Origin of the sequence: Rhizobium sp. IBUN, assembly GCF_000510625.1 — a bacterium.
GTDB lineage: Bacteria > Pseudomonadota > Alphaproteobacteria > Rhizobiales > Rhizobiaceae > Rhizobium > Rhizobium altiplani.
This window is the reverse complement of record NZ_AZNV01000054.1, coordinates 1-21,587: the sequence shown is the minus strand read 5'-3', so window position 1 is coordinate 21,587 and position 21,587 is coordinate 1. Positions and strand designations below refer to the sequence as shown.

Below are 21,587 nucleotides of genomic sequence, written 5' to 3'. Positions count from 1 at the left end.
GTGTGAAATGACGTCAGACGAAGGCAATTCTTTTCTCCGACAGCGCCGCACGGTTCTTGCAGGCCTGGCTGGAGCCCTCCTGCTCCCGCGCATCGCAAGCGCATTCGAGGTTCCGGAGGTGCCAAGGCTGATCGATCACGATTACGCCAAGGTCCGCAAGCGCTTCCATACCAAGCTCTTGCAGAAGGGGCCGGCTCCCGACAAGTACGAACCGCTCGACGCTCCGCCGGAAGGTGAGAAGATCTTCTATCGTTCGGGTTACGGCGGCGAATTGGAGTTGGTCGCCTGGGTTTCCAGATACAAGCGCGGCAGCAAGCCGAAGCCGGGCGTGCTGTTCCTGCATGGCGGCAACGCGATGGGGCTTGGGCATTGGGTCCTGCTCAAGGCCTATGTCGATGCCGGATTCGTGGTGATGATGCCGTCGCTGCGCGGCGAGAACGGCCAGATGGGCAATTTCTCGGGCTTCTACGACGAGGTCGACGACGTGCTCTCGGCCGCCGACCGGCTGCAACACCTTCCGGGCGTCGATGCCGATCGCCTGTTCATTGCCGGCCACAGTGTCGGCGGCACGCTGACCATGCTTGCGGCGATGAGCAGCCACAAGTTCCGTGCGGCGGCACCGATCTCCGGCAATCCGGATGCCTTCCGTTTCTTCAATCGCTACCCGCAGGACATTCGCTTCGACGACAGCAACGCCCACGAGTTCGAAGTCCGCAGCGCGCTCTGCTATGCCAAGAGCTTCAAGTGCCCCGTCCGCGTCGTTCACGGTACCGAAGAGGCGCATTTCAATGACCGCGCCGGTCTGCTTGCAAGCCGTGCCCGCTCCGGCGGGGTCCGCATCGAAACGGATACGGTGACCGGCAACCATACGTCGGCGCTGCCGGCGGAAATCGAGCAGAGCATACGGTTCTTCCACGGCGTCGCGGCCTGATCGCGGTCTGACATCCATGCGAGGCTGACCGGGTGACCAGCCTCGCGCCAGCCGCAGGTGTCATCCTCGCCGCAGCTATACGTCTCGCTGTTGTCGATGAGGGTGTTTTATGACTGTTCTCAGCCGGGTGTCGCCATTTGCCGGGCTTGCGGCCGCTGCTCTTTGCCTGAGCGGCTGCAACATCCTTGTCCCGGATACCGGTGCCACCGATCCCGCCCGCTTTGTGCAGGAAACGTCGCCTGTTTTTTATAACGGTGTGGATCCGATGCGCGTCAAGCCGCTGGAAACGCCGGTCCCGCAGAGGCCGGGTGTGCCGCCGACAATCTATAACCAGACCTATGGTATCCCAGGCGCGAATTTCAGCCGGACCTACGGCCTGCCGGTCACCAATCCGGTGAATGGCGCGATGTATGGCCAGGTGCGCGATACCGACTTTACGCTGCCGGCCATACCGGTCAGCCGCATCGATCCGCAATATCTGCGGCTGGAGGTCGACTATCCGACCAACGAGAAGCCCGGCACGATCATCGTCGACACGAAAACCAAGCACCTTTATTTCGTCGAGCCGGGCGGCAAGGCGATGCGCTACGGCGTCGGCCTCGGCCGTGACGGCTACGCATGGTCCGGCCGCGGCGTCATCCAGTGGAAGCAGAAGTGGCCGCGCTGGACGCCGCCCGCCGAAATGGTCTCGCGCCAGCCGGATGTCCGGGCCTTCTCTGCGGAGAACGGCGGAATGAATCCGGGCCTCGGCAACCCGCTCGGCGCGCGCGCTCTTTACATCTTCAAGGACGGGCAGGATACACTCTACCGCATCCACGGCACGCCGGATTGGCAGTCGGTCGGAAAGGCCACGTCGTCGGGATGCGTGCGCATGCTGAACCAGGATGTGGTCGACCTTTATGACCGCGTTCCGGCAAAGGCCGAAATCGTCGTGATGTAGTCGCGCAACAGCTCTGGTGATATCGTCTCGCGGCAGACGGACACGACTTCGTGAGGTGGTGGTTTATTTAACGTATGGCGATAGATTTCTTGTGTTGTCACCGGCGTTGAGCCACCTTCCGCGAAGGGCGTCCGTCCTTCCCGCGCAACAGGAAACCAGACCCGCGTATGAGCTTCGAAAAACCCCTTTCCCGCCGCAGCTTCCTTTCCTTTTCGGCAGTGACCGCAGCTTCGGCGCTGACGGGGTGTGCATCCACGGCTGGACCGCCGCCCTATGCCACGGCTCAGCCGGTCGTCATGCGCAGTCCGGTCAACATGTTCCAGGCACCGCAGACGCCAGGTGACGCCGAGCTGGCGGTCATGTATGGCCCGATCGAGGACGGCGGCTTTCTCATTCCGGCCGTGCCCTACCAGCAGATCGATCCGCGCTTCTACCGTCAGCAGGTGGTTGATCCGACCGGTCAGGCGCCCGGCACGATCGTCGTCGATACACCCTCGCGCTTCCTCTACCTTGTTCAGCCGGGCGGCACCGCCATGCGCTATGGCGTCGGCATCGGCCGCGAAGGGTTCGCCTGGCAGGGTTCCGGCGTCATCCAGTGGCGTCAAAGATGGCCGCGTTGGAAGCCGCCGAATGAGATGGTCGCGCGTCAGCCCGAACTCGCCAAGTATTCGATCGAGAACGGTGGCATGGAGCCGGGCTTGAAGAACCCGCTTGGCGCGCGGGCGCTCTATATCTTCTCGAATGGCGAAGACACGCTCTACCGCCTGCATGGCAATCCGGAATGGCGCTCCATCGGCAAGGCCGTTTCATCCGGCTGCGTCCGCCTCCTGAACCAGGACATCATCGATCTCTATGACCGCGTGCCGAACAAGGCTCCGGTGGTGGTTCTGCAGTGATCCAAGAGGGTGCGGCCAGCTGATTGGCTGGTCGCATTCACTGCCGGTGCTCGGCGACCTGAACTTCTGTAGGCGGTGACAATTCCCTGATAAGCTTCTTGCGGATCGCCGTCGCATAATCAGCAAAGCTCCTGATTTCCATCACGAAGGCATCCTCGCCGAGGATGACGCGCGTCTCGTAGTAGTCGGGAAGATCGGGTTCCTCGTCGGAAATGACCAATCCGTTGACGGTCGTCCCCATCTTCATGGCGCGCTGTCGCGCCTGATAGAGCGACGGCGTCTGTCGTCGTTTTGGCGCAACCGTCTCCTTGCCGTCGCCGGAGACATTGATGATGGTCTTGACGGCGCAGAAGCGGGGATCGGCGAGCATATCGAGGGCGGACCACATGCCGTTGCCGATGTCGGTGTTGCCGAACACCCTGCGCTGGTTGGCGTCGATCGCGGCCGCGAAGGCCTCGGCACCGTTCCCGTTGTGTATGACGAACCAATCCAGTTTTTGGGTGGAGAATTCACCATCTCCCCAGAAGACTGCGGATACCGCAACGTTGCCAGCACTTCTCAAGATGGCCAGGACGTCGTTGTCTCGGAAGGCGGTGGCGATCGCGGACTTCTGAAAGGCATATTCGTCATCGGTGATGCTACCGGATCCGTCGACGGCCACAACCAGCGCGATATCCGCGCAGGCCAAGGATGGAGACGCGGGCAGTATCAAAACCACAGCCGCGGCCATACCAATCAGCATCTTGAGCATTTCCGCATCCCTCGTTCGCCCATAGCCCAAAATTGACTATGACAAGCGGTCGCTTTCCTGCTGTTATACCGCCGTTATTTGCTTATGCTAAATTAGAAGTTGAGATAGTAGCGATGCGGTTCATGCTGCGCCTGTTCGGTCGATTCCAGCTGCTCTCCCCCGCGGGCGAGAGCATTGTGATCGCTTCGCGCAAGCATCAGGCGCTGATTGCGATGCTGGCGTTGTCGAACGGCAAGCCTGTTTCACGATCGAAACTGGCGGGCATGCTGTGGTCCGAGCGCACCGAGGAGCATGCACGCAACAGTCTCCGCCAGGCGTTCTTTGCAATCCGCCATGCGGTCAACGGCCACGGCGTGTCACCTCTCGTCTTCGACAGCGGCGCCGGCTGGATGAGAACTGATGCCATTATCACCGACATTCAGACTCTTGCGGAAAGCGCAAAGGCGGGATCTCTGCCGCCGTCACTGGATGCTTTTGAGGGCGAGTTTCTCGAGGGATTGAGCTTCAACGACGAGACATTGGAAACATGGCTTCGGATTGAACGCGGCCGACACCACAATTTGCTGGCCGACTGCCTTGCGGATCTAACCGAAGGTTTGGAGAGGGCGGGCAGCACGGAGCAGGCGGTTCTCGCTGCGCAATGCCTTTTGCGGCAGGATCCCTACCACGAGCCATCTCATCGAACGATCCTGCGCCATCACAAGGCCCGAGGCGAGCGCGCCCGTGCCATCAGGCATTACGAAGGCCTGAAGGCATTGATGGAGGCCAATCTCGGTGTCGCGCCTGATCTCGAAACGCAGCAGCTCATCGATCGAATTCGCGAACAGCAGGAGCCGTCCGTGGACTTGACCAATGGCAAGCCCAGGATCGCGATCCTGCCAATCAGGAGCCTTTCACATGATGGAGACGACAGTCTCGTCGCCGAATCCCTGACGCGCAAACTGAACGGGGAACTCGGCCTGTTCTCGCCACTCTCGGTGGTCGCCGCCGCAACGATGTTTGCCGTGAATGCGAGGCACGAGACTGTCGAGGAAATCGGCAGACGGGTCGGCGCCGACTATGTCCTGGAAACTGCGGTTCAGGGCGACGGGGAGGCCGGCTGGGCGATGGTGCAACTCGTGTTCGTGCAAAGCGGCACACAGATATGGAGCCGCAAATATCTCGACGAAAGCACGAATTCCGACCTCGGGCAGGACCGGCTTGTCCGCAAGATCAGCGGCAATCTCTATCATATCGTGATGAAGCACGCGGCAGCCAGTTCGGCCACCGAGCCGGAGGGCGAAGTCGGTACGGACAAGCTGTATCTGCAGGTGTTCAATCATGTCGAGCGGCCGACGTTGAAGGGGATGATCCGTGCCCGGCGTCTCTGCGAGCGGATCCTGGCCATTGATCCCAATCACGTTCTGGTCCGCGAGAGCCTCGCCTGGATAAATTTCCACTCCTGTTTCAACGGCTGGCTGGACGATCCCGTAGGGGGCTTCCAGCAGGCGCGTGAAATCGTTCTGGTGGGGCTTGGCCTGGATGACCACGAACCCTACCTGCTCAGCGCCTTCGGCCTTGCTGAAACCTACCTGGGAAACGCCAGGGCCGGCCTGGAGGCGTTGCAAAGGGCCGTCGACCTCAACCCCAACGACGCCGAATTCCACACGTGGCTCGGTATTGGACTGACCGTCGCCGGTCTGATCGGCGAGGCGCACATGGCGTTCGATCAGGCCGATCAGGTCAGTCCGGACTATCATCCGATTTTCCTGTTCCGGGGCGATGCCCATTTCGCCTCCGGGAAGTATGAGGAAGCGATCGCCTGCCTTGATCGCTTCCTGACCGTGCTGCCGGACTATCATTGGGCGCGACTCCTGCGAGCGGCGTCATACGCAGCGCTGGGCAGGGACCTGATGGCGCGGGGCGACGTGGCCTATGTGAGGGAAAGCACGCTTTTGTTGAACGGTAGGTATCTCGAGCAGCTGCTTCAGGCACGCGGCTCATCGTTCCGGCAAGATTTGTGGTTACGGCTGGAGGCTGCGGACTTGCCGTGGGCATGATGTCGTCTCGGCTCCGGCTTGAATGTCTTGGTGCTCAAGCCGCCGATGTCAGATTGGAGCGGAGGCCCTTCAACAGCCCTCGGATCGTCTTCATTTCCTCGAGCGTGCAGCCTGCGGCCTGGCCGATTGCGCCCATGATGGTGTCGATCTCGCTCCGCATCGCGCGGCCGTTGTCGGTCAGCGACACGATAACCTGCCGTTCATCGCGGGAATCGCGTGTGCGCTTGATCAGGCCATTCTGTTCCAGGCGCTTGAGCAATGGCGACAGCGTGCCCGAATCGAGATCGAGTTGCTCGCCGATCGCCTTGACCGGCTGCTCGGACTTCTCCCAAAGCGCCAGCATCACGAGATATTGGGGATAGGTGAGGCCGACCCTGTCAAGGATCGGCTTGTAGGCGCGGGTAAAGGCATGCGCCGTCGAATAGACAGCAAAGCAGAGCTGGTTCTCGAGCCGCTTTTCCTCTTCCGGAATTTCCATCGTCTTGGCCAGATGCGCTTTCATTGTCGTCCTTCCACGGGCTCGATTGTCCTCTTTTCGAATTCGAAATGCAATTTGCAAAATTCACTTGCGTACAATTTAATTGTGCGATAAACAAAATCCAACCCCAACGCAAAGGAGACTGACATGCCTATCCTCTACACGACCAAAGCTTCCGCCACCGGTGGCCGCGCAGGCCGCGCCGTTTCCGAAAACGGCGTTCTCGATGTGACGCTGACGGTTCCGAAGGAACTCGGCGGCGATGGCGCGACCGGCACCAACCCTGAACAGCTCTTTGCAGCCGGTTATTCGGCCTGCTTCCTCGGTGCGCTGAAATTTGTCGCCGGCAAGGAAAAGGTTAAGATTCCTGAGGACACCACGGTCAGCGCCACGGTCGGCATCGGCCCGCGTGACGACGGCACGGGCTTCGGCATCGAAGTCGCCCTGACGGTGAACATTCCCGGCCTCGACAAGCCGACCGCCGAAAAGCTTGCCGCTGCGGCCCACATCGTGTGCCCCTATAGCCATGCAATGCGTACATCGACGGAAGTTCCGGTTACCGTCGCTTGATCAAGGCGAAAAGGAGCGTCGCGTAATGCGGCGCTCTTTTCATATGAAATTTAGATGCTATATTCTTTCCTGTGAAAGGAGTATGGCATGGCTGTAGCACATCCGATCTCCGGCGCCCGGGCTCCCGAGGCGGCCGTGATCACCAAGGCCGCCGTCAATGCCGCTGATCGTCTCGGCCTCAACGCCAGAACGCTTTCGGCGGTACTCGGCGTTTCCGAGGCGACCGTCTCGCGCATGAAGCGGCAGGATTATCTGCTTGAGCGCGGCTCGAAGTCCTTTGAGCTCGCGATCCTGCTGGTCCGTCTATTTCGCTCGCTCGACGCGATTGTCGGCGGCGACGAGACCGTTGCCCGGCAATGGCTGCGCAACGCCAACACGGCGCTCGGCGCCACGCCGCTCGAAAAGATCGTCAGCATTTCGGGATTGACCGATGTCCTTGCCTATCTGGACGCCCGCCGCGCTATCGTCTGAGACGCGGGCGATCTCGGGTAGGTTCTGGCGTCTGGTCGAGGCGCAGCACCAGATTTCGACGCTGAAGCTTGTCGACACGCTCGATGAGCAGGCGCTGCTCGAAGCCTTGCTCGAAGAAAGCAAGCCGGCGCTGCCGCCGGAATGCATCGGGCTGGACTACCTGCTGGCGACCCCGTTCCGCTATGGCGCCGTCTATCCGCATGGGTCGCGTTTCCGCCGGGCAGGGCGCACGCTGGGCGTCTTCTATGCGTCCGAGCGGGTGGAAACCGCGCTTGCCGAAATGGCGTTCTACCGGTTGCTGTTCTATTCTGAGTCGCCCGCAACATCGCTTCCGGCCAATGCCGCCGAGTATACGGCCTTTGCCGCGGCCATCGCGACCGCATCGGCAATCGACCTGACCCGCGCTCCTCTCGAGGCCGATCGGGCGATATGGACGGATCCTCAGAATTATGCGCCCTGTCAGGCCCTGGCCGACGCTGCTCGCGAGGCGGGTTGCCAGGCAATCCTCTACGAATCCGTGCGGGATCCGCAACGTGGCCGCAATATCGCGCTCTTGACGGCAGCGGCATTTGCCGCCCGCGAGCCTGTCGAGCGTCAGACCTGGAGGATCCGACTTTCGGGTATTGGCGTCCAGGCGCTCTGCGATTTCCCGAAAGTCAGAATTGGATTCTCGGTGGAGGATTTCGCCAGCGACCCGCGCATGGCGCGCGACTGACTATGTCGCAGGCGGCCCGAGCGTCAGGCGAGCGCCTGCAGGTCGCGCCGCAACCTTCCCATGTCGCCATCAGGCAGGACTTCCTCGAGGCTGGCGTGGGTGGTTTCCCAGATCGGCACTGCGGCCGCGAGCACGGCCTTTCCTTCGGGCGTCAGGCTTAGCAGGCGCCGGCGCTTGTCTTTCGCATTCTGCGTTACATTTACCCAACCACGACGCTGCAATGGCTTGAGCGCTGCCGTCAATGTCGTTTGGTCCATCGCAAGCAGGGTCGCGACCGGTCCCATGGGCGGCGGTTCCGGGCGGTTCAGCGACATCATCAGCGAAAACTGGCCGTTGGTGAGCCCGACAGGGCGAAGGGCATCGTCGAAGAGCCGCGCCAGTGCGCGCGCCGCGCGCTGCACATGCAGGCACAGACACGTGTCACGTACCAGAAGTGTCGTTGAATAGGGAATCTCTACCGCGTTTGACATGATCAATTTATATTGATATCAATGTAATTAGTCAAGGAAAAGGAGCATGAACCAAGCACGTCTCGACCGCGCCGGAGGAGGGCGCACGTGATGCAGAACCAAGTCGTTTCCCGTGAAGAATGGCTGGAAGCCCGCCGTGCACTGCTTCTCAAGGAGAAGGAAGCGACGCATCTGAGGGACAAGGTCAACGCCGAACGCATGGCCCTGCCATGGGTCAAGGTTGACAGGAACTACATATTCGACACGCCGCAGGGCAAGAAAGGTTTCGCCGACCTTTTCGATGGGCGCAGCCAGCTTTTGATCTATCATTTCATGCTTGGCCCCGATCGGGAGGCCGGTTGCCCCGGATGCTCGTTCCTGTCGGATCACGTCGATGGAACGCTACCGCATCTCAACAACCATGATGTCACCTGGGTCGCCGTCTCGCGCGCGCCGCTCGCCAGGATCGAGGCTTACAAGAAGCGCATGGGCTGGAAATTCCCTTGGGTCTCATCCTTCGATAACAGCTTCAACTTCGACTACCATGTATCCTTCAGTCCGGAGGATCTGGCGAAGGACAAGGTCTTCTACAATTTCGAGGCGATTGATCCGGCCAACGCCAATGACGAGCTTCCCGGTCTAAGCGCATTCTACAAGAACGACGCAGGCGAAGTCTTCCATACCTACTCGAGCTACGCCCGCGGCCTCGAAGAAGCGGTCGGCACCTTGATGATCCTCGATCGCGCGCCGAAGGGACGTAACGAAGACGCGACCATGGATTTCGTCAAGCGTCACGACGAATACGAGCCGGCCAAGAGCGCGCCATCCTGCTGTCACTGATATCTGCGACCATCATCCCAAGGGAGAAGGACGATGCAGCAAGCGAAAGTTCTGAAGGAGCACGAGTTCCTCGAAGACCTCGTTGGCGTATGGGACGTGACGGCACCCGAAATGACCGGACAGGAACCGTGGACGGAGATCGTGCGGTCGCTTCATGGCATCTGGTTCGTCGCCGAAGGCTCCGGCACCATGCCGGGCGGTAGCGCGGCGACGACGGTACTTACTCTCGGCTACAACGCCGACAAGGGAAGATATGTCGGAACCTGGATAGGGACGATGATGGACCACATGTGGGTCTACGAGGGTGAGGTTTCCGACGACGGCAAGACCTTGAGCCTCTATACCACAGGCCCCGATCTTATCGGCGGAAACGAACTCGCCGAGTATCGCGAGCAGCTCATCTTCCACGATCGCGATCACCGCACGTTCAATTCTGCTGCCAGGCAGCCCGACGGTTCCTGGAAGCAGTTCATGGAAGCGCACTACACCCGCAAGCAATAGCTGCGGACGGCGCTGCCGTTCGTCGCAAGTCCAAATCCAAATGGAGAAGACCATGTCCGAAAACCACGGCAAATTCATCTGGTGCGAACTGATGACCCCCGATCCCAAGGCCGCCGCCGAATTCTATGGCAAGGTTGTCGGGTGGACGACAAGTGACATGACGATCCATGACCTGCCGCCCTATACGATCTTCGAAGCGAATGGAGCCGGCGTCGCAGGCCTGATGGATTTTCCCGCCGAACTGGAAGGGAAGGGCATTCCGCCGAACTGGACGGGCTATGTCGCGGTCGATGACGTCGACAAGTCGGCGAAGGACTTTGCCGCCAACGGTGGCTCCATCCGGCGCGAGCCGGCGGATATTCCGACGGTCGGACGCTTTGCCGTCGTTGCCGATCCGCATGGGGCGGTCATCTGCATCATGACGCCGCTGCCGAGGGACAATCCGTCGCCGCCGGCACCGATGGGTACGCCCGGCCATATCGGCTGGCACGAACTCTATGCCGGCAACGGTGCCGAAGCCTTCACATTCTACTCGAAGGTCTTCGGCTGGACGAAGGATCATGACTTCGACATGGGTGAGATGGGCGCCTATACCATCTTCGCCGAGCACGGCACGCAAATTGGCGGCATGATGACCAAGCCGCCGAGCGTTCCCATGCCGGCATGGGCCTATTATTTCAATGTGCCGGCCATCGATTCGGCTATCGAACGCGTCAAGGCGGGTGGCGGCACGGTGCTGAACGGCCCGATGGAAGTGCCCGGCGGCAGCTGGATCATCCAGGCGGCCGATCCCCAGGGGGCATTCTTCTGCCTCGTCGCGCCCGCTCGATAAGCGCGCTAAACGACGATTTTCAACTCAGCGCGAGATGGCCGGACGCCGTCTCGCGTTGAACTGTTTGAGGGGTCCAGGAGGTCTAGCGGAAAGCGCTGATGGCAGCGTGAGCGTAGAATCGAGGAAGCCGGGATACGCGGCCGGAGCGCGTTTGTACTTCATTAATTTTATTAGAATTTTAGCGTTTCCGGCGAGGTTCGGGGCCGCCGCGTTAACTCTTCCTAAAACATTTTTGGGTGGAAGCATAACCGGCTATGCCTGAAGCGGCTGCAAGTATTGATTTTGGCTCTTCCGCGTAATTGATTGGCCCCAGTTTCTCATTGGGGTTGTTTTGTTATGTCTATCGAAGATCCGCGCATTTCCGCTACTGCAAGCGAAAACGTCTCGCACGACTTCCGCCAGGACATTCATGAAGACGCAAGTATTGAGACTTCCGCTCGTCAGGGCGTTGAGGTCGCGCAAGCCGATAACAACCAGCAGCCGGAGAAGACCGACCGCGTGCCGGCGGCGCCCCAGACGGCAGCTGCCAGCGCCCATCCGGCCGAAATCGTTCCGGATCAGAACAACGTCGCCCACCTGCCGGCTGACGTGTCGATCGACGACATCCGCGTCGAAGGCAACAATCTCGTGCTCATCCAGGCAGAGGGCACCGAGATCGTCATCGTCAACGGCGCCCTGCACGTGCCGACCTTCCTGCTCGGCGAAGTCGAGCTGCCGCAGCAGGCCGTGATCGCTGCCCTCGAGCAGAACAACATCAACGTTGCGGCGGGTCCCGACGGCTCTTATTCGGCCCATTCAGGTTCCCCAAGCTCGGGCGGCAACTTCGACACGATCCAGCAGCCTCCCCATCTGCCGCCGCTGATAGCGGACCTCCTGCAGAACACGGACCAGCCGGATGGTCAGCCCGGCCGCCTCTTCGGCGGAGTCGGCAGACACGGCCAAGATGCAACCCCACCGACATCGCCAGCGGTCCCGGACGGTTCGCCGACAGTCAGCCTGCACGTCATTAACCTCGGCAACCTTGCCGCGACGCTCGTACTCGATGAATCGGCAGGCATCCAGACCAGCCCGGACAACGATACGGCCCTCTCCGATATTGCGGACCTGTTCAAAGGTGTTAGCAATCAAGGCTTCGATGGGCATATGAACGGGGCGCAATACGCGACCGCCGGCCTCCTGCAGGCCGATATCCAGTTCGGCATCAATGGTCCTGCCGCTACGAATGCAGTCCAGTGGTCGCTCGAACTCGGCTCCGGCAACAATCACGATTCCGGCCTTAAGACCACGGGCGGCCACGAAATCTACTTCTTCGAGGAAAATGGCCTAATCGTCGGTCGTTATGACGCCGAGAGCGGCGAGGTCACCAGTGCCGATCCCGCCGCATTCGCCCTTGCAATCGATCCAGTCACTGGCCAGCTGTCGATGGTCCAGTATGTCTCGATCTACAACGCCGATAGCAACTCACAAGACGAGATCGACTTCATCAAGTCCGGCCAGGTCCTCGCCAAGGTCACGGTCAGTGATTTCGACGGCGACAAAGTCGACGCAACCGTTGATATCGGCGACAAAATTGGCTTCAGCGACGATGGCCCAATTCTGATCTCGGTCCCGGCACCGGCTGGCGACTATTCGGGCTCATTCTTCTTCGATGGCTTCACCTCCAACGGCAATGCCTGGAACGAGAACAGCGGCGTCAACAGCACCGGTGTCTCGGGCAACTGGCATATCGCCTGGGCGGACGGTTCCGAGGGTACCCCGCAGCTTGAGCGCGTCGGCGACGGCTATCTCGGCATGCATTCCTCGACGAACGGATACATGATCGACCTCGACGCATCGCCGGGCGATGTAGCGGTCTCGCAGGTGCTCAAACTGGCAGAGGGCGAAAGCTACACCCTCACATTCGAGGCCGGCGCGGCACAGGCGGGCAGCAAGCACCTGGTCGTCACGTTCGGCGGCGTCGTCGTGCTCGAAATCGACCCGCCCGGACAGATGACGACTTTTAGCATCTCCATTGTCGGCGGCGCCGGCAATGCATCGAATACGCTGGAATTCAAGGAAACCGGGGACGCCGACTACTACGGCACGTTCCTCGCCAATGTGTCGGTGACTGGCAACAGTGCCATCCTCGACGACGAGGACGTCGGCAAAGCTGGCAACCAGGGCGGCACTGGTGACGACGGTCACGGGGCCACCGCGTTCGGCACGATCGATTTCGACGCGGGCTCGGATGGGCTCGGCCATATCCAGATCACCGGCCTTGGATCCGTCGCCGGCCTCGGCAACGCTGCGCTCTCCGTCATGTACATTGACGGTACCGGCAAGGGTACGGCAGAGGTGCTGGGCGATGGGGTCTGGACGCCGAATGGGCAGGGCGGCTCCATGAGTTGGAGCAGCCTGCACGTCCAAAACGCGATCGTCGTCACGGTCAATGCGGACGGCACCTACTCGGTTACGCTCAACGCCGCCCTCGCTCACCCCGCAACGGGCACCGAGGACAATCTCGTCCTGAACTTCGGCTTCGACATCTATGACGGCGACGGCGACCACGTGTCCGGCACGATCAGCGTCAATGTCGATGACGACAGCCCGAGCATCAACCAGCAGGCACTTCAGAGCGCCACGGTCGCTGAAGACGACATCAAGACGTCGCTTTCGCAGGGTACGAGCCCGAATGACGGCAATGCGGACGGCTCCTATACCGGCAATGCCTCTAACAATCTGCCAGGCCCCGCGACAGCCAGCGGCTCGATCGCGAACGTCGTCAACTTCGGAAGCGACGGCAAGGGCGGTTTTTCCTTCACCGGCGACTTAAGCAGCCTCGGTGCGCTGTCCTCGCATGGCGACGCGCTGAGTTACACCGTCGCGAACGGCGTCCTCACCGCGACGGCGGGCGAGGGTGAGGGGGCGCGCGTCGTCTTCACGCTGACCCTGTCGAATGACGGTGACTACACCTTCAAGCTCTTCGATCAGCTCGACCATGGCACCGACGCCACCAATGGGAGCCTGTCCATCGACTTCGGCGGCCTGATCCAGGCGACCGACGGCGATGGCGACAGCATTCCGCTGACCGGCGGCCTGACAATCGCCATCACCGACGACGCGCCGACTACGGCCGGTCGCGCCCATGTCTCGGGTACGGTCGAGGAAGAGCAGCTCAACGGCAATGAGGATACCAGTGGCGGCTCGGGCTCGGCCACGGACGACGACATCAGCCACCACGGCCATTTCCACGACAATACCACCGCGGTCGTCAGCGGCAGCGGCGCGAATTCGCTCGCCACGCTGGTCAACACCGGCGCCGACGAAGGCGGGCATTTCTCGTTCGTAGCCTCCAGTGGAACGAATATCGTCGATGCCAATGGCCATCCGGTGGCTATCGTTGATGCCAACGGCTATCCGGTGAACTCCGACGGATATCCCGTTACCATCACCTCTGTCGCCTCGTATGACGGCTATCAGGTGCTTACCGCCGGGACGACTGGCGAAGGCGCGCACTCTGTCTTCACCCTCATCGTCTATGACAACGGCAGCTGGAAATTCGAACTCAAGGATAATCTCGACCACAGCTACGGCAACAATGGCGAGGGCGTGCTGAAGCTCGACCTGTCAAGCCTGGTCCAGTACACCGATTTCGACAACGACAACGTAACGTTGGATGCCAAGAGCTTCCTCGTCAGCGTCATCGACGACGTGCCGGTGGCGGCGATCTCCGCCTCCGCTTCGAAGGCGCCGACTCTTGAGACGCAGGATCACGACACGATCGGGAGCGGGGCCGGCGGTACCGACACGGCGAGCGCCGATTTCTCCGGGGCGTTCAAGACTACCACTTCCCATGGCGCGGACGGCGCCGGTACTACAAACACCACCTATGCGCTCAGCCTCAGCGGCAATTCGCATCATGATGACCATGACGACTGGGATCGTGGCGGCTTCGGCGACCGCGTCGACTCCGGGCTCGAAAGCAACGACCATGCAATCTATCTCTACGAGATCAATGGTGTAATTGTTGGCTCAACTGCCTCCTCGTCCCACAGCGTCGGGCAGGGCAACACCATCTTCACGATCTCCGTGGACGGCACTGGCAAGGTCACGCTGACCCAGTACGACGCCATCGATCATGTCGGCAACGGCAATGGTTCGGTCATCTCGCTCGACGAGGGCCTCGTCAAGCTGACGGCGACTGTGACGATCACCGACCATGATGGCGACAAGGCGACCGATAGCGCTTCGATCGATCTCGGCTGCAATATCAAATTCGACGACGACACGCCGTCGATCACGCTGACAGCGGGCAGCGACGCCGCGCTCACCCTGACCACGCAGGACGCCGACACCATCGACACGAAGTACAGCGCCAAGTCCGACACGGCCAGCCAGAACTTCGCCGGCGTATTCACGGTCGGCTCCAGCAGCTACGGCGCGGACGGCGCCGGCAACATCATTAAAAGCTACGCGCTTTCGGTGACCGGTCAGCCGGACAGCCACAACCGGGTTGACTCCCTGCTCGATAGCCACGGGCAGACGATCTATCTCTACAAGATCGGCAATACGGTCTACGGTTCGACCTCGACCTCATCGAACTCTTCCGACGTCCTGCAGAAGGCCGTGTTCAAGATCGAGGTGGACAATGCGGGTACAGACGCGGGCACGGTCAAGCTGACGCAGTACAGCGCCATCGATCACGGCGGCGACGGCACGGTGGTCTCGCTCGCCGACAATCTCGTTAAGCTGACGGCGACGGCGACGATCACCGATGGTGACGGAGACCAGAAGAGTAGCAACGCTACGATCGATCTGGGCGGCAATATCAGGTTCGAAGACGATGGTCCGAGCATTGATGTGACGGTTAAGAATCAAGACGTCACCGTGACAACGCAGGATAGCGCCACGATCGGCAGCAGTTCCGATACGGCGACGGCCAACTTCGATCTGGCATTCTCGGTCAACACGTCCTTTGGCGCCGATGGCGCGGCAACGGCAAATCCGGTTATCAGGAGCTATTCGCTCGATGTAACAGGCAGCGCGCAGGATGGCCTTGTGGCTTCCGGCCTCGAAAGCCAGGGCCATGAGATCTATCTGTATGAGGTCAACGGCCAGATCGTCGGTTCGACCGCGTTGAATTCCGACGACGTCGGCTCCGCGAACACGGTCTTCTCGATTTCAGTGAACAGTGTCACCGGCGTCGTGACGCTGACGCAATACGACGCGATCGATCATGTCGGAGCCGGCAATGGCTCGGTGATCTCGCTCAACAACGGCCTCGTCAAGCTGACAGCGTCGGCGACGGTCACCGATGGTGACGGCGACCAGAGGAGCGACAGCGCCTCGATCGATCTCGGCGGCAACATCAGGTTCCAAGACGCAACGCCGCAAGCGCGCGCGACGACAGCCCCTTCGCTCGACGATGAAGCCCAGTCCCATGGCATTGATGGTGGCGCTGGCGACCTGACCGGTGCCAACCTCAAGACGACCTCCGGAACGCTGAATTTCAGCGCTGGCGCGGACGGCGTGAAGTCGATCGAGATCACCGGTCTCTCGGTTGTCAACAGCAAGAACCAGAACAATGGTGAACTGCATGTCCTCTATGTAGACGGCGAAGGCGTGGCCCATGCCGAGAAGGTGACCTTCACCTGGAATTCCGCGACCAACTCCTATGTCGGCACCAGCGATCATTTCAGCGGTTCCGGTGGCCAAGCGGCGGCGGTTGTCGTCACCGTCGACCAGGCCGGCGCGTACAGCATCAGCATTAATGCGCCGCTCGCCGATCCGTTCAACACCTCGGCCAACACCGTTGTGGCCGGCAGCAAATATGAAGACAACCTGACGCTGAACTTCACCTATCAGGTGACGGATGGTGACAACGACACGCAGAGCAAGACGCTGAGCGTCACCGTCAACGACGACAGCCCGACAATGGGCAATGCGACCAGCGCAATTTCGATGACCGGTATCAGCACGGTGATCGGCCTGCTCGATTTCCACGCGGGCGCCGATGGCGCGGGTCACGCCAGCCTCGCCGGCAACAGCGCGCCGGAGAACCTCGTTTCGAACGGCCAGGCGGTGCACTACTGGATAAGCAGCGACGGTGCGACCCTGATCGCCTATACCGGATCTGTCGTCACAGGCAGCGTGGCACCCGCGACCGGCAGCCAGGTCTTCAAGCTCGAAATCGCGGGCAATGAGCAGGGTTATACTTTCACAGAGTACAAGACCTTCGGCACGAGCACGACCACCACGACATCGACGGCGACCGTCTACGGCGACGCCAATCACGCGCTTACGCACAGCAATCAGCCGGCTTCGAAGGTGGATGTGACCTCTGGCGGTCACAAGATCGCCGAGGTCACCGGGTCCGCCAACGTTGTTGGTTCGAGCAACGGTTTTGGGGTTGGCAACGGCAACTTCGACACTAACGAGAAAATTAAGTTTGACTTCAGCGAGTCCGATCCGAACAGCGTCAAGTTCGACTTTGCCAGCGGCCGCGACAGCGAGAAGGTCAGCTATAAGGTCATCTTCTCGGACGGCACCACTCAGAACGCTTCGAGTGTCGGCACGGGAAGCCCTCTGACGATCACCGCTGCCACTGGCAAGACGATCGTTTCCGTCGAATTTACCGGCGGTTCGAATGCTCAGCTCAAGATCGACCTCTCCACCGCCACCGTAGGCACGACGACGACGACGACCACGGTCTCGACCACCACGGATCTGTCCTTCGCCGCCAAACTGACCGATGGCGACGGCGATGCCGTCACTGCCACCATCAATGTGCATGCCGTCACGAACAGCGCGCCGACGATCACGGTGACGCCGACGGGCGGCGTGGCCGGCGGCCACAATTCCGTTGACGAGGCCGCGCTTGCGACGGGCTCGCACCATGACGGTGCCGGCAGTGCGACCACGAGCGGTATCATCCATCTGTTCGATGTTGACAGCACGTCGTCGGCCAATGACATCAAGTCACTGACGGTGAGCCTTGGTGGAAATACCACGACCCTGTCGGTCAGCGCACTCACGGGTAGCAATCCGATCAGCTTCGACGCCGCGCACGGTACGCTGGTCATTACCGGCTACAATCCGACCACCGGGGATATCAACTACACCTATACGCTGAACAAAGCGGTCACCAACGCGGCGGGCGCGGATTCCGCGAGCGACACCTTCACCCTGACAGTGACTGACCAGAGCAACGCGACGAGCACCGCCAGCCTCGTCATCGACATCGCCGACGACGTGCCGACTGCGAACGCGGATACGATCACCTTCTCGGCAGGCTCGGCTGATTTCGGCGGGAACGTGCTGCAGGCAGACATTGCTGGCAACGTCGCCGATGTATTCGGCGCGGACGGCAGGGCGACTTCGGGCGCGGTTGTGGGTGTCGCCGCCGGCAGCACCACCAACGCTGTGTCGGGCAATGTCAATGCCGTCGGGATTAACACCGCTTCGATCGCCGGTCAGTACGGCTCGCTGGTCATGCACGCGGATGGTAGCTACACCTACACCCGCACCCCCGGCTCGGCCGGCGGCGGTTCCGACGTCTTCACTTACACAATAGAGGATAACGACGGCGACACCTCGACCACGACGTTGACGATCAATATCGGCAACTCGACGCCTTCCCTGGGGGATCTCCCCGTCCCGACGGTGCAAACCGCGGCAAACACGGTCTACGAGGCTGGTCTTGATGAGCGTGGCGGCGAGCCCGCAGGGTCGGATGGCACCAAGTCGACCACGGCTAGCGGCAATATCACGTTCACGTCGGTGGACGGTGTCTCGGCGGTGATCCTCGGTGGCGCGACTATCTCAAGCAACTCGTCGCATCCGACCGTGATTGCTGATTGCCTCATTGGTTCGCTGAGTGCTTGGTACGAGTACAACCCCGTGAGCGGTGTGGGTGCTATCCACTACAGCTATACATTGCTGGACAATGCTGCCAGCGATAAGGTCGCGGCTACCTTTGTGGTTGGCGTCGCCGACAACGATAATCAAACGAGTACGACTGGCCAGCTCACCATCAACATCATCGACGACATGCCGACGGCGAACTTCGACGAGAACGACGTCACGGCGAACGACACGCTGACGGTGGATGCAACCAATGGCGTGTTGCATAACGACATCCCCGGTGCGGACGGTTTTGCCTCCGGCGGCGGCGTTGTCGGCGTCGAACTCGGCGAGACGGACGGTGTCGAGGATGCGGACACGGTGGGCACAATCGTGCAGGGCACCTATGGCAAACTGACGCTGAATGCGGGTGGCAGCTACAGCTACGAGGCCGACGCGGAGGCGGCGAAGGACCTAGTCAAGGGCGAAAAGGCGACGGAGACATTCACCTACACCATCAAGGATGGTGACGGTGACCTGTCACACACCACGCTGACCTTCACGGTTACCGGCGCCAACCATCTGCCGACGGTCTCGGTGACGCCGACCGATGGTGTGGCCGGTAGCCACAATTCCGTCGACGAGGCTGGCATTGCCGCGACCAGCACGCAGCCGGCCGGCTCGTCCGCTGGGGACGACAGCAATGTCACCACCGGCACGATCACCCTGACCGACGCGGACGGCAGTTCCGATCTCGATCATGTGACAGTCACGTATACGGTTGGTGGCATTTCGCACAGCGTCGAGGTCGCCATCACAGATCTGGCAGATACGGAGATCGAGACTGATCTGGGTGTTCTGTCGTTCACTGGCTACGACAACGGTGTGGTGAACTATTCCTACACACTCACGCATGCCGCGGCGGATGTCGCGAACAGCGCCGAGAGCGACACCTTCTCGCTGACTGTCACGGACGCCGACGGCGAGACCTCAGCAGCCGCGTCGCTCGTCATCGACATCGTCGACGACGTGCCGACGGCCCATGACGGCACCAACAGCGTCGTCGAAGGTGCAACGATCGCCAATGGCAATGTCTTCACCGATGGTACCGACGCGGATGTGTTTGGCGCCGACGGCCAGGCCACTGGCGGCGGCGTGGTTGGCGTTGCCACTGGCAGCGACACAGGCACGGCGCTCAGCACGGGCGTCGATCAGGAGATCGAAGGCAACTACGGCAAGCTGACGCTACACGCGAACGGCACCTACACCTACACGGCGAACCCTGACAGCTATGTCAGCGGCGCGGTGGATCACTTCGTCTACACGATCAAGGACGGTGACGGTGACACCTCGACGGCGAAGCTTGACATCACGGTCACGAATGACCCCATCGCGGCACAGCCGGGTTCGGTGACGGTCAATGAGTCCGCGCTTGCGTCGGGCACGGATTCCGCGCACCCGACAAACGCGTCGGCTTCCGGCCAGCTTTCGGCAACGGGCGCGGCAAACAGCACGCTAACATATGCGCTGGAGGGAACCGGACAGGGCGTACATGGTTCTATCCAGATCAATGCGAACGGAAGCTACACCTATACGTTGACGTCGGTCGCTACCGACACAACACACACGCAGGGCGCCAACACCGAGAACGGGATCGATACCTTCACCTATAAGGTGACGGACGGCTACGGTAATACGTCCACCAACACGATTGCCATTAATGCCATCGATGACGCGCCGTCGGCTCCGAACGCCATCAGCGTGACGGTCAATGCTGGCTCCACACAGTCGGCGCAGGCGGTCAACGCCGCCTTCGTGCTTGATGTTTCCAGGAGCATCAGCAACGCCGACTACATCAAGGAACTTCAGGCGGTGGAAGCCGCCGCCGAGAAGCTGTTCACGAGCAGCGGCACGGCGATCACGGTGATCGCCTTCGCGGACAGCGCCAAGACCTTGGGGACGTACGCTGACTATAGCACCCTTAAAGCGGCCATCGACAGCCTGATCTCAACCGCTAACGCAGCGGGCAACACAGTACAGAGCGCCCGCGCTGGCATCAACACGACCGGCACCGATTACACGGACGCTCTCAACGAGGTCAGAGCTAGCTTCAACCCTGTTAGCGGGTCCAACAAGCAGGTCTTCTTCATCAGCGACGGTGATCCGAACCAAAATACTAGCTTCGGTCTGCCCACCACCAACAGCGCATATACGTCGTGGCAGAACTACATCACGACTAACGGCATCAACGTCACGGCAATCGGTATCGGCAACGACGTCTCTACCAGTACGCTGGGGCAGGTGGACGTCGACGCACACGGCGGCCCCACCGCCGTCGTGACGCTGACCAACTTCGGCGCTCTCGTCGATACGCTCGTCGCTCTGGTGCCTGTGGCCGCCAACACTAACGGCAGCATCCTCACCGGCACTTCGGGCGAAGTGCTCGGCAGCTTCGGCGCCGATGGCGGCCATGTTCAGTCGATCACGATCGACGGCAAGACCTATACCTACGACGCGTTGGCTGCGAATTCCGCGACGCTCGCAAATGGAGGGGCGACCAGTTCACACTATGTGACGATCCAGACCGCCAATGGCGGCCAGCTGACCTTCTACTTTGTTGATAGCGGCAGTGGTCACAGCGCAGGCGACTATAGCTACACGGCGCCTAACACTGTCACACAGGACAAGCAGGAAGTAATCAGTTTCACACTCGTCGATAACGATGGCGATACCGCCGGCAACACGCTGACCATCAATGTGCACGACACCACGCCGCCGGCGGCACCGGTGATCCTCAGTGTTGTCGACAACGTGCCTTCGGGCAGCGTGACCATTGCCACCGGCGGTCAGACCAACGACAACACGCCGACGATTTCGGGCACGGCCGAAGCCGGGGCAACCGTCCATATCTATGAGACGGTGAATGGCACCACCACGGAAATCGGAACTACTGCGGCCGATGCCACCACTGGTGCGTGGACCTTCACACCGGACACTGCGCTTACGGACGCCACCTATACGTTCACGGCGAAGGCAACCGACGCCGCAGGCAACACCGGCGCCGCGTCGAGTGTCTATATGGTCACAGTCGATACCGTAGCGCCTGCTGCACCGACCATTTCGGTATCCGACAACGTTACGCCGGTCACGGGCACGGTGTCGAATAACGGCTCCACCAACGACACGACGCCGACGGTGACCGTCAGCGCCGAGACCGGCTCCACTGTCATTCTCTATGACAACGGTACGCAGGTTGCGACGGGGACGGCGACGGGCGGAGCGTTCACCTATACGCCGGGCACGGCACTGTCGAACGGCTCGTCGCACAACTACACGGCGACCGCGACGGACAC

14 protein-coding genes are annotated in these 21,587 nt (G+C 61.0%); 11 read left to right on the top strand and 3 right to left on the bottom strand.

All coding sequences use genetic code 11. The annotated features are described in order from the left end of the window. The first annotated feature begins 7 nt into the window (after window positions 1-7). The 3 genes from RHIBUN_RS0129470 to RHIBUN_RS0129460 all read left to right on the top strand — a co-directional run bounded on the left by RHIBUN_RS0129470 (window position 8) and on the right by RHIBUN_RS0129460 (window position 2,767). On the top strand, window positions 8-931 hold the full coding sequence (locus RHIBUN_RS0129470; protein ID WP_025662365.1) for an alpha/beta fold hydrolase: 924 nt from the start codon (window positions 8-10) through the stop codon (window positions 929-931). Window positions 932-1,040: 109 nt separating this feature from the next. Further along, window positions 1,041-1,871, top strand: coding sequence for a L,D-transpeptidase (locus RHIBUN_RS0129465; protein WP_025662364.1), 831 nt, complete (start codon window positions 1,041-1,043; stop codon window positions 1,869-1,871). A gap of 167 nt (window positions 1,872-2,038) precedes the next feature. Next, entirely contained in the window at window positions 2,039-2,767 is a 729-nt protein-coding gene (locus RHIBUN_RS0129460) for a L,D-transpeptidase (RefSeq protein WP_018859625.1), read from the top strand. 37 nt (window positions 2,768-2,804) lie between these two features. On the opposite strand, the gene RHIBUN_RS0129455 is transcribed toward RHIBUN_RS0129460, so the two are convergent. Further along, entirely contained in the window at window positions 2,805-3,518 is a 714-nt protein-coding gene (locus RHIBUN_RS0129455; RefSeq protein ID WP_025662363.1) for a DUF1194 domain-containing protein, read from the bottom strand. 113 nt (window positions 3,519-3,631) lie between these two features. Between RHIBUN_RS0129455 and RHIBUN_RS0129450 the strand changes: the two genes are divergently transcribed. Further along, the gene (locus RHIBUN_RS0129450) at window positions 3,632-5,557 is read left to right on the top strand and encodes a BTAD domain-containing putative transcriptional regulator (protein ID WP_025662362.1); all 1,926 of its coding nucleotides are present in this window, start codon (window positions 3,632-3,634) and stop codon (window positions 5,555-5,557) included. Window positions 5,558-5,591: 34 nt separating this feature from the next. Here RHIBUN_RS0129450 and RHIBUN_RS0129445 read toward each other — a convergent pair whose 3' ends face one another. Next, window positions 5,592-6,059, bottom strand: a complete 468-nt coding sequence (locus RHIBUN_RS0129445) for a MarR family transcriptional regulator (RefSeq protein WP_018859622.1) — start codon at window positions 6,057-6,059, stop codon at window positions 5,592-5,594. Between the two features lie 123 nt (window positions 6,060-6,182). Here RHIBUN_RS0129445 and RHIBUN_RS0129440 point away from each other — a divergent pair, with 123 nt between their 5' ends. The 3 genes from RHIBUN_RS0129440 (at window position 6,183) to RHIBUN_RS0129430 (ending at window position 7,791) form a co-directional block, all read left to right on the top strand. Beyond that, the gene (locus RHIBUN_RS0129440) at window positions 6,183-6,605 is read left to right on the top strand and encodes an organic hydroperoxide resistance protein (protein ID WP_025662361.1); all 423 of its coding nucleotides are present in this window, start codon (window positions 6,183-6,185) and stop codon (window positions 6,603-6,605) included. Between the two features lie 87 nt (window positions 6,606-6,692). Continuing rightward, window positions 6,693-7,076 carry an MbcA/ParS/Xre antitoxin family protein gene (locus tag RHIBUN_RS0129435; protein WP_018859620.1) on the top strand — a complete coding sequence of 128 codons (384 nt, stop codon included), beginning with the start codon at window positions 6,693-6,695 and terminating at the stop codon, window positions 7,074-7,076. After that, the gene (locus tag RHIBUN_RS0129430; protein ID WP_025662360.1) at window positions 7,036-7,791 is read left to right on the top strand and encodes an RES family NAD+ phosphorylase; all 756 of its coding nucleotides are present in this window, start codon (window positions 7,036-7,038) and stop codon (window positions 7,789-7,791) included. The genes RHIBUN_RS0129435 and RHIBUN_RS0129430 overlap by 41 nt, the downstream gene beginning before the upstream one ends. 23 nt (window positions 7,792-7,814) lie before the next feature. Here RHIBUN_RS0129430 and RHIBUN_RS0129425 read toward each other — a convergent pair whose 3' ends face one another. Continuing rightward, window positions 7,815-8,261 carry a MarR family winged helix-turn-helix transcriptional regulator gene (locus tag RHIBUN_RS0129425; protein WP_025662359.1) on the bottom strand — a complete coding sequence of 149 codons (447 nt, stop codon included), beginning with the start codon at window positions 8,259-8,261 and terminating at the stop codon, window positions 7,815-7,817. A 90-nt stretch (window positions 8,262-8,351) separates the two neighbouring features. Between RHIBUN_RS0129425 and RHIBUN_RS0129420 the strand changes: the two genes are divergently transcribed. The 4 genes from RHIBUN_RS0129420 to RHIBUN_RS34305 all read left to right on the top strand — a co-directional run. Next, window positions 8,352-9,080, top strand: coding sequence for a thioredoxin family protein (locus RHIBUN_RS0129420; protein WP_025662358.1), 729 nt, complete (start codon window positions 8,352-8,354; stop codon window positions 9,078-9,080). Between the two features lie 33 nt (window positions 9,081-9,113). After that, window positions 9,114-9,581: a DUF1579 domain-containing protein gene (locus tag RHIBUN_RS0129415; protein WP_025662357.1), complete on the top strand. Its 468-nt coding sequence runs from the start codon at window positions 9,114-9,116 to the stop codon at window positions 9,579-9,581. Between the two features lie 52 nt (window positions 9,582-9,633). Further along, the gene (locus RHIBUN_RS0129410) at window positions 9,634-10,413 is read left to right on the top strand and encodes a VOC family protein (protein WP_025662356.1); all 780 of its coding nucleotides are present in this window, start codon (window positions 9,634-9,636) and stop codon (window positions 10,411-10,413) included. Window positions 10,414-10,749: 336 nt separating this feature from the next. Then, window positions 10,750-21,587: DUF5801 repeats-in-toxin domain-containing protein (locus RHIBUN_RS34305; RefSeq protein WP_037217963.1), on the top strand; the 10,838-nt coding region annotated here is incomplete at its 3' end.